13 protein-coding genes are annotated in these 13,134 nt (G+C 71.2%); 2 read left to right on the top strand and 11 right to left on the bottom strand.

Annotated features, from left to right (window positions below; genetic code table 11):
* Nucleotides 1-25: 25 nt before the first annotated feature.
* From coaBC to carA, 8 genes are all read right to left on the bottom strand, one after another.
* Nucleotides 26-1,249 carry a bifunctional phosphopantothenoylcysteine decarboxylase/phosphopantothenate--cysteine ligase CoaBC gene (coaBC, locus tag ABD714_RS19970; protein ID WP_344814202.1) on the bottom strand — a complete coding sequence of 408 codons (1,224 nt, stop codon included), beginning with the start codon at nucleotides 1,247-1,249 and terminating at the stop codon, nucleotides 26-28.
* A gap of 19 nt (nucleotides 1,250-1,268) precedes the next feature.
* Nucleotides 1,269-1,580 carry a DNA-directed RNA polymerase subunit omega gene (rpoZ, locus tag ABD714_RS19965; RefSeq protein ID WP_344814201.1) on the bottom strand — a complete coding sequence of 104 codons (312 nt, stop codon included), beginning with the start codon at nucleotides 1,578-1,580 and terminating at the stop codon, nucleotides 1,269-1,271.
* Nucleotides 1,581-1,653: 73 nt separating this feature from the next.
* On the bottom strand, nucleotides 1,654-2,241 hold the full coding sequence (gmk, locus tag ABD714_RS19960; RefSeq protein WP_344814200.1) for a guanylate kinase: 588 nt from the start codon (nucleotides 2,239-2,241) through the stop codon (nucleotides 1,654-1,656).
* Nucleotides 2,238-2,561, bottom strand: coding sequence for an integration host factor, actinobacterial type (gene mihF / locus ABD714_RS19955; protein WP_344814199.1), 324 nt, complete (start codon nucleotides 2,559-2,561; stop codon nucleotides 2,238-2,240). The genes gmk and mihF overlap by 4 nt, the downstream gene beginning before the upstream one ends.
* Nucleotides 2,562-2,627: 66 nt before the next feature.
* Entirely contained in the window at nucleotides 2,628-3,461 is an 834-nt protein-coding gene (pyrF, locus tag ABD714_RS19950; protein ID WP_344814198.1) for an orotidine-5'-phosphate decarboxylase, read from the bottom strand.
* On the bottom strand, nucleotides 3,458-4,534 hold the full coding sequence (locus ABD714_RS19945; RefSeq protein ID WP_344814197.1) for a quinone-dependent dihydroorotate dehydrogenase: 1,077 nt from the start codon (nucleotides 4,532-4,534) through the stop codon (nucleotides 3,458-3,460). The genes pyrF and ABD714_RS19945 overlap by 4 nt, the downstream gene beginning before the upstream one ends.
* Nucleotides 4,531-7,887: a carbamoyl-phosphate synthase large subunit gene (gene carB, locus ABD714_RS19940; RefSeq protein ID WP_344814196.1), complete on the bottom strand. Its 3,357-nt coding sequence runs from the start codon at nucleotides 7,885-7,887 to the stop codon at nucleotides 4,531-4,533. The genes ABD714_RS19945 and carB overlap by 4 nt, the downstream gene beginning before the upstream one ends.
* Entirely contained in the window at nucleotides 7,887-9,071 is a 1,185-nt protein-coding gene (gene carA / locus ABD714_RS19935; protein WP_344814195.1) for a glutamine-hydrolyzing carbamoyl-phosphate synthase small subunit, read from the bottom strand. The genes carB and carA overlap by 1 nt, the downstream gene beginning before the upstream one ends.
* Before the next feature lie 237 nt (nucleotides 9,072-9,308).
* Here carA and ABD714_RS19930 point away from each other — a divergent pair, with 237 nt between their 5' ends.
* Both ABD714_RS19930 and ABD714_RS19925 read left to right on the top strand, forming a co-directional pair.
* Nucleotides 9,309-9,683 carry an MFS transporter gene (locus ABD714_RS19930; RefSeq protein ID WP_344814194.1) on the top strand — a complete coding sequence of 125 codons (375 nt, stop codon included), beginning with the start codon at nucleotides 9,309-9,311 and terminating at the stop codon, nucleotides 9,681-9,683.
* Nucleotides 9,575-10,951, top strand: a complete 1,377-nt coding sequence (locus tag ABD714_RS19925; RefSeq protein ID WP_344814193.1) for an MFS transporter — start codon at nucleotides 9,575-9,577, stop codon at nucleotides 10,949-10,951. The genes ABD714_RS19930 and ABD714_RS19925 overlap by 109 nt, the downstream gene beginning before the upstream one ends.
* Nucleotides 10,952-10,978: 27 nt before the next feature.
* Here ABD714_RS19925 and nusB read toward each other — a convergent pair whose 3' ends face one another.
* The 3 genes from nusB to ABD714_RS19910 form a co-directional block, all read right to left on the bottom strand.
* Complete coding sequence (nusB, locus tag ABD714_RS19920) at nucleotides 10,979-11,428, bottom strand: transcription antitermination factor NusB (RefSeq protein WP_344814192.1); 450 nt, start codon at nucleotides 11,426-11,428, stop codon at nucleotides 10,979-10,981.
* 28 nt (nucleotides 11,429-11,456) lie between these two features.
* Complete coding sequence (efp, locus tag ABD714_RS19915; protein ID WP_344814191.1) at nucleotides 11,457-12,020, bottom strand: elongation factor P; 564 nt, start codon at nucleotides 12,018-12,020, stop codon at nucleotides 11,457-11,459.
* A 112-nt stretch (nucleotides 12,021-12,132) separates the two neighbouring features.
* Nucleotides 12,133-13,056, bottom strand: a complete 924-nt coding sequence (locus tag ABD714_RS19910; protein ID WP_344814190.1) for a DUF559 domain-containing protein — start codon at nucleotides 13,054-13,056, stop codon at nucleotides 12,133-12,135.
* Nucleotides 13,057-13,134: the final 78 nt, after the last annotated feature.

Below are 13,134 nucleotides of genomic sequence, written 5' to 3'. Positions count from 1 at the left end.
GGCGTCCCCGACGACCCCGGTCAACCTACCGGTGGGAACGCTGGGCCAGCCCCGTGTCCCAGATGAGATGCGCGAGAAGGTCCTTGCTGCCCGTGTGCGGCCCGTCGGCCCCCTCGGCGGTGAGCAGCACGATCTCGTTGTCGGGCCGGCCGAACGCCTTGTGCTCACCGACCTCGTTCAGCACCAGCACGTCGCACCCCTTGCGGGCCAGCTTGGCCCGGCCGAGCTCCAGCAGCGGGCTGTCCGCCGTCGGGGTCTCGGCGGCGAAGCCGATCAGCACCTGCCGCGGGTCCGAGCGGTGCCGCACCAGGGCGGCGAGCACGTCGGTGGTCTGCACCAGGTCGATGTGCAGCCCGCCGTCACCGGCCTTCTTGATCTTGGTGTCGCTGCGGGCGGTCGGGGTGAAGTCGGCCGGCGCGGCCGCCATCACCACCAGGTCGGCGGAGGCCGTCCGCTCGGCCATGGCCGCGGCGAGGTCGGCGGTCGAGGTCACGGGATGCACGGTGGTGCCGGGTGGGGCCGGCAGCGTGACGTTGGCGGCGACCAGGTCGACCTCGGCACCGCGCAGCACGGCCGCCCGGGCCAGGGCCCAGCCCATCAGCCCGGAGGACCGGTTGCCGAGGAAGCGGACCGGGTCGAGGTGCTCACGGGTGCCACCGGCGCTGACCACGACCCGCAGCCCGGCCAGGTCCTGGGCGGCGGCCCGGGGGGCGATCGACGGATCGCTCAGGACAGCCGCCGCGACCGCCGCGAGCTCGGCGGGGTCGGGCAACCGCCCGGGTCCCGAGTCGGGACCCGTCAGCCGTCCGGAGTCGGGGTCGATGACCACGCAGCCGCGCGAGCGCAGGGTGGCGACGTTCGCCCGCGTGGCGGCGTGCAGCCACATCTCGGTGTGCATCGCGGGGGCGAAGACGACCGGGCAGTGCGCGGTCAGCAAGGTGGAGGCGAGCAGATCGTCGGCCCGGCCGGAGGCGGCGCGGGCCAGCAGGTCGGCGGTGGCGGGTGCGACCACGACCAGGTCGGCCTGCTGACCGAGCCGGACGTGGGGCACCTGGTGCACGTCGTCGAAGACCGACGTGTGCACGGGCTTCCCCGACAGAGCCGACCAGGTGGCGGCGCCGACGAACTCCAGCGCCGCCGCGGTCGGGATCACTGTCACGTCGTGACCGTCGGCCTGGAGCCGCCGGAGCAGCTCACAGGCCTTGTACGCCGCGATCCCGCCGGCGACACCGAGGATGACGCGGCTCATCGCGGTGGACGAGGACCGGTCAGGCGGGGTTGTCGTAGGTCGGGGTCTCGGCGACCGGCTGCTCGGTCTCCTCGAGGTTCTCGTCGATGCAGGCGAGGACGCCGGCGTTGATCTCGCGCATCGCGATGGACAGCGGCTTCTCCTGCACACCGGTCTCCACCAGCGGGCCGACGTGGTCGAGCAGACCCTCGCCGAGCTGGGAGTAGTACGCGTTGATCTGGCGCGCGCGCTTGGCCGCGAACAGGACCAGGCGGTACTTGGAGTCGGAGTGGGTGAGGAGCTCGTCGATCGGGGGGTTGGTGATCCCCTCGGCAATCACGTTTCCAGACAAGTGTGAACCTTTGGCTTGGGTGTGCAGTGCGCCTGCGGAAGTCCTGCGGGCACGACGAACCGGGCCCGTAGGACTACAGACCCAGCAATGCTACCAAGTCCGCCACCGCCCGGCCGACGTCGCGGTTCACCACCGTCGTGTCGAACTCGCTCTCGGCGGCCAGCTCCCGCGTCGCGGTGTCGAGCCGGCGGGTGCGCTCCTCCTCGGTCTCGGTCCCCCGGCCGACCAGCCGGCGGACCAGCTCGTCCCAGGACGGCGGCGCCAGGAAGACCAGGTACGCGTCCGGCCAGCGCTGCCGGACCTGGCGGGCGCCCTGCAGGTCGATCTCCAGCACCGCCTCCCGACCGGCCTCGATCGCCGCCAGCACCGGTCCCCGCGGGGTGCCGTAGCGGTGTCGACCGTGCACCACGGCCCACTCGAGCAGCTCGTCGTCGGCGATCAGCCGGTCGAACTCGGCCTCGCTGACGAACAGGTAGTGGTCGCCGTCGACCTCGCCGGGCCGCGGCGCCCGGGTGGTCGCCGACACCGACACGAAGATTTCGGGGTGCGCGCGCCGCAGGGCGGCGACGACCGTCCCCTTGCCGACGGCGGTCGGACCGGAGACCACTGTCAACCGTGGGCTGCGGGAGCCGGTCGGGTTCGGGTCCGTCGGGGCACTCACGTGCTGCGGGGGGCGAACTCGGTGATCAGCGCAGCGATCTGGTGCCGGCCCAGACCGCGCAGCCGACGGTTCGGTGCGATGTCGAGCCGGTGCATCACCCGGTCGGCCCGCACGGCGCCGACCCGGGGCAGCGCCTTGAGCACGTCGACCACCTTGGCGTGGGCGATCACGTCATCGGTCTCGGCGGTGGCCAGCACCTCGGCCAGGGTGGTCTCACCGGTCCGGAGACCCTGCTTGACCGCAGCCCGTCGGCGTCGTGCCTCGGTTGCCGCGTGCCGGGCCTGCTGCCGCTGCTCGTCGCTCAGCGGGGGAATCGTCACACTCGTTCCTTCGAAAGCCTGCCGGGAGCCGGTCGGGCGCGGTGCGCCGACGACCGGGTAGCGAACCTACCCCACCGACAGCACGGACCTCATCTGGGCCAGCATTTTCTCGGCCCGCACGCGAATCTGAGTCGGGTCGGGGCCGGCTCCCATCAGCTCCCGGCTGGCCGACGGCAGCACGTACTCACGGGCGTCCCCGAACACCTCGACGAGCTCGGCGGCACCGGCTCCCTGGGCCCCGATGCCCGGGGCCAGCAGCGAACCGTGGACCTGGCTCAGATCCACCCCGGTCGCCCCGATGGTGGCGCCGACCACGAGCCCGACGTTCCCGTGCGCGCGGCCGGCGTTGGCGGCCGCGGCCGCGGCGACGATCTCCTCGGCCACCCGGCGGCCGGTGTCGGTGCGGGCGTGCTGGACCTGGCGGCCCTCGGGGTTGGAGGTGAGGGCCAGTACGTACACACCGCGCCCCTCCTCCTCGGCCAGGGCGATGGTCCCGGCCAGGGAACCGAAGCCCAGGAAGGGGCTGACGGTGATGGCGTCGGCCGCCAGCGGCGCCCCGTCGGCGAGGTAGGCGGCCGCGTACGCGTCCATGGTCGACCCGATGTCCCCCCGCTTCACGTCCAGCAGCGAGATCGCCCCGGCCTCCCGCAGGTCGGCCAGCACCCGCTCGAGCACGGCGATGCCGGCCGAACCGTGCATCTCGAAGAACGCCGACTGCGGCTTGAGCACCGGCACCAGGTCGCCGAGCGTGTCCACCATGGTGCGCGCACACCGCTCCAGCCCGCGGGCGTTCACGGGCAGTCCCCACTGGGTCAGCAGGGCCGGGTGCGGGTCGATCCCGGCACACAGCGGACCACGGGCGGCCACCAGCCGGGCCAGGCGTTCTCCGTACCCCGTCATGTCGTCCTCTCCAGAGCAGCGTTCGCGAGGCGGGCGTTCAGGCCGGTGACCAACCCGGGTCCGGCGTAGACGAAGCCGGTGTAGAGCTGGATCAGGCGGGCCCCGGCGTCGAGCAGGGCCTGACCGTCGTCGACGGTCATCACCCCGCCCACCCCGATCACCGGCAGGTCGGTACGCGCGGCGAGGAAGGCGACCACCTCGCGGGCCCGTACGGTCAGGGGCGCGCCCGACAGTCCCCCGGCCTCCGCGGCCCGCTCCGCATCGAGCGGGTCGACACCGTCCCGGGCCAGCGTGGTGTTGGTGGCGATCAGCCCCGCGGCCCCGGACCGCTCGACCACCTCGACCGCCTGCTCGAGGGCCGCGTCGCTCAGATCGGGGGCCAGCTTCACGAACACCGGCACCGGGGTCGCACCTGCGGCCAGCCGACCCGCCTCAGCCGTCAGCGCGGTGAGCAACGCGGTCAGGCTGTCGGCGTCCTGCAGCGCCCGCAGACCGGGAGTGTTGGGGCTGGACACGTTGACCGCGACGTAGTCGGCGTAGGGGGCGAGCAGCCGCAGCGAGCCGAGGTAGTCCTCGGTGGCCTCGGCCATCGGCGTCACCTTGGACTTGCCGATGGAGATGCCCAGCGGCATCCCGACCGCGCCGTTGCCGCGGGCCACGCCTGCGGCGGCGAGTCGCTGGGCCAGCGCTGCCGCGCCGGCGTTGTTGAAGCCCATCCGGTTGACGATCGCGCGGCTCTGCGGCAACCGGAACAGCCGGGGCTGGTCGTTGCCGGGCTGCGGTCGGGCCGTGACGGTCCCGAGCTCGGCGAACCCGAAGCCGAGGGCGGCCCACGACCGGACGGCCACGCCGTTCTTGTCCAGACCGGCGGCCACCCCGACGGCCCCCGGGAAGTCGATCCCGGCCACCGAGACCGGCTGCCGCCGGCGGGCCAGCAGGGCCGCGGTCAGCCCGCGCGCGGGGGCCGCCCGACCCAGCAGGGCCAGCCCGGCGAGTGTCTGCTCGTGGACCCGCTCGGCGTCGCCGCCGTACGCCCGGAACAGGACGGGACGGACGAGTCGGTGGTAGATCACCTGGTGAGATCCGTGCCCAGGTCGGTGGACCAGGACTGCAGCGACCGGACGCCGATGTCGCCGGCCCGGATCGCCTCGATCCCCTGCACCGCGGCCGCCAGGCCCTGCACCGTGGTCACGCAGGGCACGTTGCGCAGCACGGCGGCGGTGCGGATCTCGTAGCCGTCGAAGCGGGGCCGGCCGTCCGGGCTCAGCCCGTGCGGGGTGTTGAAGATCAGGTCGACCTCGCCGTCCAGGATGGCCTGCACGATGGTCTTCTCCCCGTCCGGGCCGGGACCGGCGCTGTGCTTGCGCACGGTCGTCACCGAGACGCCGTGCCGGCGCAGCATCGAGGCGGTGCCGGCGGTGGCCAGCAGCTCGAAGCCGAGATCGGCGAGCCGCTTGACCGGGAAGATCACGAACCGCTTGTCCCGGTTGGCCACCGAGACGAAGACGGTCCCGCTGCTCGGCAGCGGACCGAAGGCGGCGACCTGGCTCTTCGCGAAGGCCGTGCCGAACGCGATGTCGATCCCCATCACCTCCCCGGTCGACTTCATCTCTGGTCCGAGGATGGTGTCGACCGACGTGCCGTCCACCGTCCGGAACCGGTTGAACGGCATCACGGCCTCCTTGACCGCTATCGGTCCGGTGTGGGACTCGGTGGCCCCGTCACCGACCGGGCGCAGCAGCCCCTCGGCCCGCAGGCCGGTGATGCTGGTCCCCAGCATCACCCGGGCCGCCGCCTTGGCCAGCGGGGTGGCGGTCGCCTTGGACACGAACGGCACCGTCCGCGAGGCCCGCGGGTTGGCCTCGAGCACGAACAGGGTGTCGCCGGCCAGCGCGTACTGGATGTTGATCAGACCGCGGACGCCGACGCCGTCGGCGATGGCCCGGGTGGACTCGCGGATCCGGTCGATCACCTCCGCGCCCAAGGTGATGGGTGGCAGGGCGCACGCCGAGTCACCGGAGTGGATGCCGGCCTCCTCGATGTGCTCCATCACGCCACCGAGATACAGCTCGGTGCCGTCGTAGAGGGCGTCGACGTCGATCTCCACCGCGTCGTCCAGGAACTGGTCGACCAGCACCGGGTGCTCCGGGGAGACCTGGGTGGCCCGGTCGATGTAGGAGGCCAGGGTGCTCTCGTCGTAGACGATCTCCATCCCGCGCCCGCCCAGCACGTACGAGGGCCGGACCAGCACCGGGTAGCCGATCACCTCGGCGATCCGTCGGGCCTCGTCGAAGGAGCGAGCCATCCCGTGCTTGGGGGCGGGCAGCCCGGCCTCGTCCAGGACCTGGCCGAAGGCGCCGCGCTCCTCGGCCAGGTGGATGGCCTCGGGGCTGGTGCCGACCACGGGTACGCCGGCGTCCTTGAGGGCCTGGGCCAGCCGCAGCGGGGTCTGCCCGCCGAGCTGGACCACCACCCCGGCGATCGGTCCGGCGGCCAGCTCGGCGTGGTAGATCTCGAGCACGTCCTCCAGCGTCAGCGGCTCGAAGTAGAGCCGGTCGGCGGTGTCGTAGTCGGTGGAGACGGTCTCGGGGTTGCAGTTGACCATGATCGTCTCGTAGCCGGCGTCCGACAGCGTCATGGCCGCGTGCACGCACGAGTAGTCGAACTCGATCCCCTGTCCGATCCGGTTCGGCCCGCTGCCCAGGATCAGCACCGCCTCCTTGGTGCGCGGCTCGACCTCGGTCTCGTCGTCGTACGAGCTGTAGTGGTAGGGCGTCCTGGCGGCGAACTCCGCGGCGCAGGTGTCCACGGTCTTGTAGACCGGACGGATGCCCAGGGCCCACCGGACCCCGCGCACCACGTCCTCGCGCAGGTGCCGCAGGCCGGCGACCTGGGCGTCGGAGAAGCCGTGCCGCTTGGCCGTCCGGAGCAGCTCCGGGGTCAGCTCGGCGGCGGCCTCGATCTCGGCCGCGACCTCGGTCAGCAGCACCAGCTGGTCGACGAACCAGGGATCGATCCTGGTGGCCTCGTGCACCTGCTCGGGCGAGGCGCCGGCCCGGAGGGCCTGCATCACGACCTGCAGCCGGCCGTCGTGCGGGCGGGCGGCCAACCGGAGCAGCTCGTCCACGTCGGCCCCGCTGACCGGGCGCACCCAGTTGAACGGCGCCTTGGGGTCCTCCAGGCTGCGCAGCGCCTTGCCCAGGGCCTCGGTGAAGTTGCGACCGATGCCCATCGCCTCGCCGACGCTCTTCATGTGCGTGGTCAGGGTGTCCTCGGCGGCCGGGAACTTCTCGAACGCGAACCGCGGCACCTTGACGATCACGTAGTCCAGCGTCGGCTCGAAGCTCGCCGGGGTGACCTGGGTGATGTCGTTGGGGATCTCGTCCAGGGTGTAGCCGATGGCCACCTTGGCCGCGATCTTGGCGATCGGGAAACCGGTCGCCTTGGACGCGAGCGCGCTGGAGCGGGACACCCGGGGATTCATCTCGATCACGATCATCCGACCGGTGGCCGGGTCGATAGCGAACTGGATGTTGCAGCCGCCGGTGTCCACCCCGACGGCGCGGATGATGGCGATGGACACGTCGCGCATCCGCTGGTACTCGCGGTCGGTCAGCGTCATGGCCGGCGCCACGGTGATGGAGTCGCCCGTGTGGACGCCCATCGGGTCGAAGTTCTCGATCGAGCAGACGATCACCACGTTGTCGGCGCGGTCGCGCATGACCTCGAGCTCGTACTCCTTCCAGCCCAGGATCGACTCCTCGATCAGCACCTCGGTGGTGGGGCTGGCGGACAGACCGGCGCCGGCGATCCGACGCAGCTCGTCCTCGTCGTGCGCGAAGCCGGAGCCGACCCCGCCCATGGTGAAGCTGGGCCGGACGACCAGCGGGTAGCCCAGCTCGTCGGCAGCGCCCAGCACGTCGTCCATGGAGTGGCAGATCACGCTGCGAGCCACGCCGACGTCGGGGGTGGTCGGGTCCTCGGTGTCGAGCAGGTCGGGCGGCAGGTCCAGCCCGAGCACGATCTCCTTGAACTGCTCGCGGTTCTCACCCCGCTGGATCGCCTCCACCGACGCGCCGATCAGCTCGACGCCGTACTTCTCCAGGACGCCGTTCTCGTGCAGGGCGATGGCGGCGTTGAGGGCGGTCTGGCCCCCCAGCGTGGCCAGCAGCGCGTCGGGCCGCTCCAGCGCGATCACCTGCTCCACGAACTCCGGCGTGATCGGCTCGAGGTAGGTCGCGTCGGCGAACTCGGGGTCGGTCATGATCGTGGCCGGGTTGGAGTTGACCAGGATGACCCGGAAGCCCTCCTCCCTCAGCACCCGGCAGGCCTGGGTGCCGGAGTAGTCGAACTCGCAGGCCTGGCCGATCACGATCGGGCCGGAACCGATGACCAGGATCGAGCTGATGTCGGTGCGCTTGGGCATCAGCGGCCCCCGTCCTTCGTGGCGGTCGACCGGGCGGACATCAGGTCCACGAAGCGGTCGAACAGGTAGCTGGCGTCGTGCGGTCCCGCCGCGGCCTCGGGGTGGTACTGGACGGAGAAGGAGAGCAGGTCCCCGGCCGCGTCCCGCAGCTCCAGCCCCTCCACCACGTCGTCGTTGAGCCCGACGTGGCTGACCGTGGCGATCCCGTACGGGGTGGTGGTCGGCTGCCCGACCGGGGCGTCGACGGCGAAGCCGTGGTTGTGCGCGGTGATCTCCACCCGCCGGGTGGTGAGGTCCATCACCGGCTGGTTGATGCCGCGGTGACCGTAGGTGAGCTTGTAGGTGCCGAAGCCCAGGGCGCGGCCGAACAGCTGGTTGCCGAAGCAGATCCCGAAGTAGGGGATGCCGGCGGCGAGCACCTCACGGAGCACCTCCACCGGACCCTCGGTGGCCTCGGGGTCGCCCGGGCCGTTGGAGAAGAACACCCCGTCGGGGTTCAGGGCGGCGACGTCGGCGAAGGTCGCGGTGGACGGCAGCACGTGGGTCTGGATCCCCCGCTCGGCCATCCGGTGCGGGGTCATCGACTTGATGCCCAGATCGAGTGCGACCACGGTCTGCCGCTTCTCGCCCCGGGCCTCGACCACGTACGCCTGCCGGGTGCTGACGTCGTCGGCCAGGTGCGCGCCGGCCATGGCCGGCTGCTCGAGCACCCGGGTCAGCAGGGCGGCCGGGTCGGTCTCCACGCTGGACACGCCGACGCGCATGGCGCCCCGTTCGCGCAGGTGGCGGGTCAGGGCCCGGGTGTCGACGTCGGACATGCCCACGACCCCCTGCGCGGCCAGCTCGTCGGCCAGCGTGCGCCGGGCGCGCCAGCTCGAGGGGACACGGGCCGCGTCGCGGATGACGTAGCCGGCCACCCAGATCCTCGATGACTCGTCGTCCTCGTCGTTCCAGCCGGTGTTGCCGATGTGCGGGGCGGTGGCCACCACGACCTGACGCGCGTACGACGGATCGGTCAGCGTCTCCTGGTAGCCCGACATGGCGGTGGCGAACACCGCCTCACCGAAGGTCTCGCCGATGGCGCCGAAGGCACGTCCGCGGAAGGTCCTCCCGTCTTCGAGAACGAGGATCGCCTCGGGGACCTGCGACCGGGTCGCGGGCGTGGGAGAACCAGCAGAGTGCATGACCGTCCTTTCCTGCCTCACTGGACAGGTCTTAAAGGGTGGCTTTGACCGCGTTGAGGGTAGCAGTTGTCGACCCCCGGCCCCGCCTCGTGGACGCCGGGCGGCTTTCTGTGGAATGGATCACGTGTGTACTTAGTTGCGCTATGCATCTGACATTCGTATAGTTGTATGAAGCAAGCAACGATGCTTCACCCTCATCGCCCGCCGCCGTGCGGCAGAAGTCGCAGGAGATCCACCGTGTCCGCCACCGTCGCACCACGCCGCGCCGCCGAGGCCTCGCCCATGACCCACCGCCAGATCCTCGAGGCGATGACCGGTCTGCTGGCGGCCCTGTTCACCGCGATGCTGTCGTCCACCATCGTCTCGGTCGCGCTCCCCACGATCATCGGCGACCTGGCCGGCACCCAGCGCCAGTACACCTGGGTGATCACCGCCGCCCTGCTCGCCACCACCGTCTCCACGCCCATCTGGGGCAAGCTCGCCGACCTGTTCGGCTGGTCCAGGTGGCCATCGTCGTCTTCGTGGCCGGTTCGGTGGCCGCCGGGTTCGCTCAGACGGTGCCGTTCCTGCTCGCCATGCGGGTGGTCCAGGGTCTCGGCATGGGCGGTCTGACCGCCCTCGTGCAGGCCATCATGGGCACGATCATCGCTCCGCGGGAGCGCGGTCGGTACGCCGGCTACATGGGCTCGGTGATGGCTGTGAGCACCGTGTCCGGTCCTCTCCTGGGCGGCCTGCTGGTGGACACCTCGCTCGGCTGGCGCTGGTGCTTCTTCGTCTGCGTGCCGCTGGCCGTCATCTCGCTGTTCGTGATCCAGTCCACCCTCAAGGTGTTCGCCGTCGGTCACCGCCGGCCCACGATCGACTACCTCGGCGCCCTGCTGCTGGCCGGCACCGCCAGCCTGCCGATGCTGTGGGTGACCTTCGCGGGCAACGACTTCGGCTGGTGGAGCTGGCAGACCGCCGCCTTCCTCGGGTCGACCGTCGTGCTGCTGGCCGTCACCGTGTGGTGGGAGCTGCGCGCGCCGGAGCCCCTGGTGCCGTTGCGCCTGCTGGCCAACCGGACCGCGATCCTGGTCATCGTGGCCAGCATCTCGGTGGGCATCGGACTCTTCGGCGGCACCACCTTCCTCGGTCAGTACTTCCAGCTGGCCCGCGGCTACAGCCCGACCCACGCCGGTCTGCTCACCATCCCGCTGATGGCGGCGCTGCTGCTGTCGTCCACCCTGTGCGGCCAGCTCGTCAGCCGGACCGGCCGGTTCAAGCGGTTCCTGGTCGCCGGCGCGATCTCCCTGACTGCTGGCCTCGCCGTCCTCGGCTCGATCGACCACACCACGCCGATCTGGTTCATCTCCATCGGGATGGCCCTGATGGGTCTGGGGGTCGGCGCGATGATGCAGAACCTGGTCCTGGCGGTGCAGAACACCGTCGACGTGAAGGACATCGGCTCCACCTCGGCCAGCATCGCCTTCTTCCGCTCGCTCGGCGGCGCGCTCGGGGTGTCGGTGCTCGGCGCGGTGCTGGCCGACCACGTCCAGCAGCTGATCGTCGACGGACTGGCGGCACTGGGCGTGAACGGCGACGGCGCGGCGCCGGCCAGCCTGGACCTGTCCAGCCTGCCGGCTCCTGTGGTGCAGATCGTGCGCGGCGCGTACGGCGACGCCACCGGTCTGATCTTCCTGATCGGCGCGGTCGCGGCGCTGGTGTCGCTGATAGCGGTGATCTGCATCAAGGAGGTCCCGCTGCGGAGCACGATCAGCCTCAAGTCCGAGCCGGCGGTCGCGGCCGACGGTGAGGCTGCCCGGCCCGTCGAGACCGCGGCCGTGGGCCCGGTCGTGCCGCGGCGACTGCTGGAGGAGCCGGTGGGCGCCCGCTCGCGCTGACCCCTCGGTCTCGAGGGTGCCGTCAGGTCAGGCGATCTCGGCGGTGGTCGGCCCGGGCGACGCCTTGGTGTCGACCACCGTCCGCAGCACGCCGTTGACGAACTTCGGCGAGTCGTCGGTGGAGAGCTGACCGGCCAGCCCGACCGCCTCGGAGACCGCGACGGCGTCCGGCACCGGGGTGTGGTCGATCTCGAAGACGGCGATCCGCATGATCGTGCGGTCCACCCGGGGGAGCCGCTGCAGGCTCCACCCGTCGGCGAGCGCCCGCACGATCCGCGCGTCGATGACCTCGCGGTGCGCGCTGACGCCCTGAACCAGACCGGCGGTGAAGTCCCGGACGGGGGGTTCGGCATCGGCCGAGCGCTCCGCCAGCGTGGCCAGCACGTCGGTGTCCCGCAGGTCGGCCTCGAACAGGATGTCGACGGCGCGCTTGCGGGCCTTGGTCTGGGTGCTGCTGTGGGTGGTGCGCGTGGTCATGCCCGCTGCTTCGCTCGCTCGGTCCGGCTCAGGAACCGACGCGGCCGAGGTAGTCGCCCGTACGGGTGTCGACCTTGACCTTCTCGCCGGTGGTCAGGAACAGCGGGACCTGGATCTGCAGGCCTGTCTCCACCGTGGCCGGCTTGGTGCCGCCGGTGCTGCGGTCACCCTGCAGACCGGGCTCGGTGTAGGTGATCTCGAGCTCGACCGACGCCGGCAGGTCGAGGTAGAGCGGGTTCTCCTCGTGGATCGCGACGGTGGCGTTCTGACCCTCGAGCAGGTAGTTCTTCGCGTCGCCCACGGTGTCGTCGGCGATGGAGAGCTGCTCGTAGCTGCTGATGTCCATGAAGACGAAGCCGCTGCCGTCGTGGTAGAGGTACTGCATCTCGCGGCGGTCGACGTTGGCGGTGTCGACCTTGGTGTCGGAGTTGAACGTCCGGTCCACGACCTTGCCCGACAGCACGTGCTTGAGCTTGGTCCGGACCACGGTGTTGCCCTTGCCGGGCTTGTGGTGCTGGAACCAGACCACCGACCACAGCTGACCGTCGAGGTCGAGCACCATGCCGTTCTTCAGATCGTTCGTCGACGCCACGTCGTTGCCCTTCGCGTACTGGTGAGAGTTCAGGTGGTCCTCGCGGACCAGCGAGTCAGTCTAGTCGGTGCGCACCGTCCGCGATCCCGCTCTGCCGGGACCGAGGTGCGGCTCAACCGGCCGGCCACGGCGTGTTGCGGGCGAAACCGCCACTGAACCCCGCGTTTGTCCCACGACAGGCCAACGCCTCTCGCGTCGTGGCGATCAGGTAGGTGGGGTCGGCATCGAGCATGTGCCAGGTGAACCGCAGCACCAGCCAGCCGTGGAGCAGCAGAGCGTTCTGTCGGAGTCGGTCGCTCTCGAAGAGGTCGACGTCCGTGTGGTGCAGCCGGCCGTCGATCTCGCTCGCCACCCGCTCCCGCTTGAAGGCGAAGTCGAGGTAGTACGTACCGACGTCGGGGACCACGGTCTTGACGTTGGTGGCCCAACCGGCGATGCCGGCGCGTCGGTAGATCCGTTGAGCAAGGCGCTCGGCGGCGGACCACGGCTCGTCGCGTGAGTCCAGCAGCAGTCGCCGCCGATCGGTGTGACCGCGCCGGTGGCACGTGAGCCGGAGGGCCTCGTCCATGCTCCCCAACGAGGCGACGCGCTTGCGCAGAGCCAGGTCGATGGGGTCGGTGAAGTCAAAGGTGGCCAGCTCGACAGCGGTCAGGGCGGGCACGGTGGTCCGGACGCGTTCGGCGTCCCGGACCAGGTCGGGAGGGACCCGGCGTTCGACGAAGGTGAACCCGCGCTGACCCGCGTGCCGCACCGGCGAGGCCACCTCCAGCGGGCCGACCATGATCTCCGGCCAGTAGGTCAGCGCAGCCGCGGCTCGACCGCAGATCACCGCTGACGGGTCCCACCTCGCCACGGCGGCCGCCTTCACGCGCAGCTCGCCGGCCCGCCCCGCGTCGACGTAGACCCCGGGGAGGAGCCGCCGGAGTCGGCCGGCCTCGGTGGCCCGGAGGATACCGTGCCGCAGCTCGCGATGGTCCCGGGCGAGCAGGACGGGGTCGTCGCTCAGCAGGTGCTCTATCAGCAGGTCGCTCTTCACGACGACAATCTGTGGATCCCGTCCCGGATCGACCGGGGTGCCGGCGGATCTGTGGACAGAGGATCGGGTCGCCTCGGA

It is taken from the genome of Microlunatus aurantiacus, from assembly GCF_039536605.1.
In the GTDB taxonomy this organism is placed as follows: Bacteria; Actinomycetota; Actinomycetes; order Propionibacteriales; family Propionibacteriaceae; genus Microlunatus; species Microlunatus aurantiacus.
Note: the sequence above shows the minus strand (reverse complement) of the source record. Positions and strands in the feature narration are given on the sequence as shown.

What these genes read in the sequence shown, in the direction of transcription:
- coaBC (WP_344814202.1), bottom strand. Translation starts at nt 1,249, where the DNA reads ATGAGCCGCGTCATCCTCGGTGTCGCCGGCGGGATCGCGGCGTACAAG.
- pyrF (WP_344814198.1), bottom strand. Translation starts at nt 3,461, where the DNA reads ATGACGGGGTACGGAGAACGCCTGGCCCGGCTGGTGGCCGCCCGTGGT.
- carB (WP_344814196.1), bottom strand. Translation starts at nt 7,887, where the DNA reads ATGCCCAAGCGCACCGACATCAGCTCGATCCTGGTCATCGGTTCCGGC.
- carA (WP_344814195.1), bottom strand. Translation starts at nt 9,071, where the DNA reads ATGCACTCTGCTGGTTCTCCCACGCCCGCGACCCGGTCGCAGGTCCCC.
- nusB (WP_344814192.1), bottom strand. Translation starts at nt 11,428, where the DNA reads ATGACCACGCGCACCACCCACAGCAGCACCCAGACCAAGGCCCGCAAG.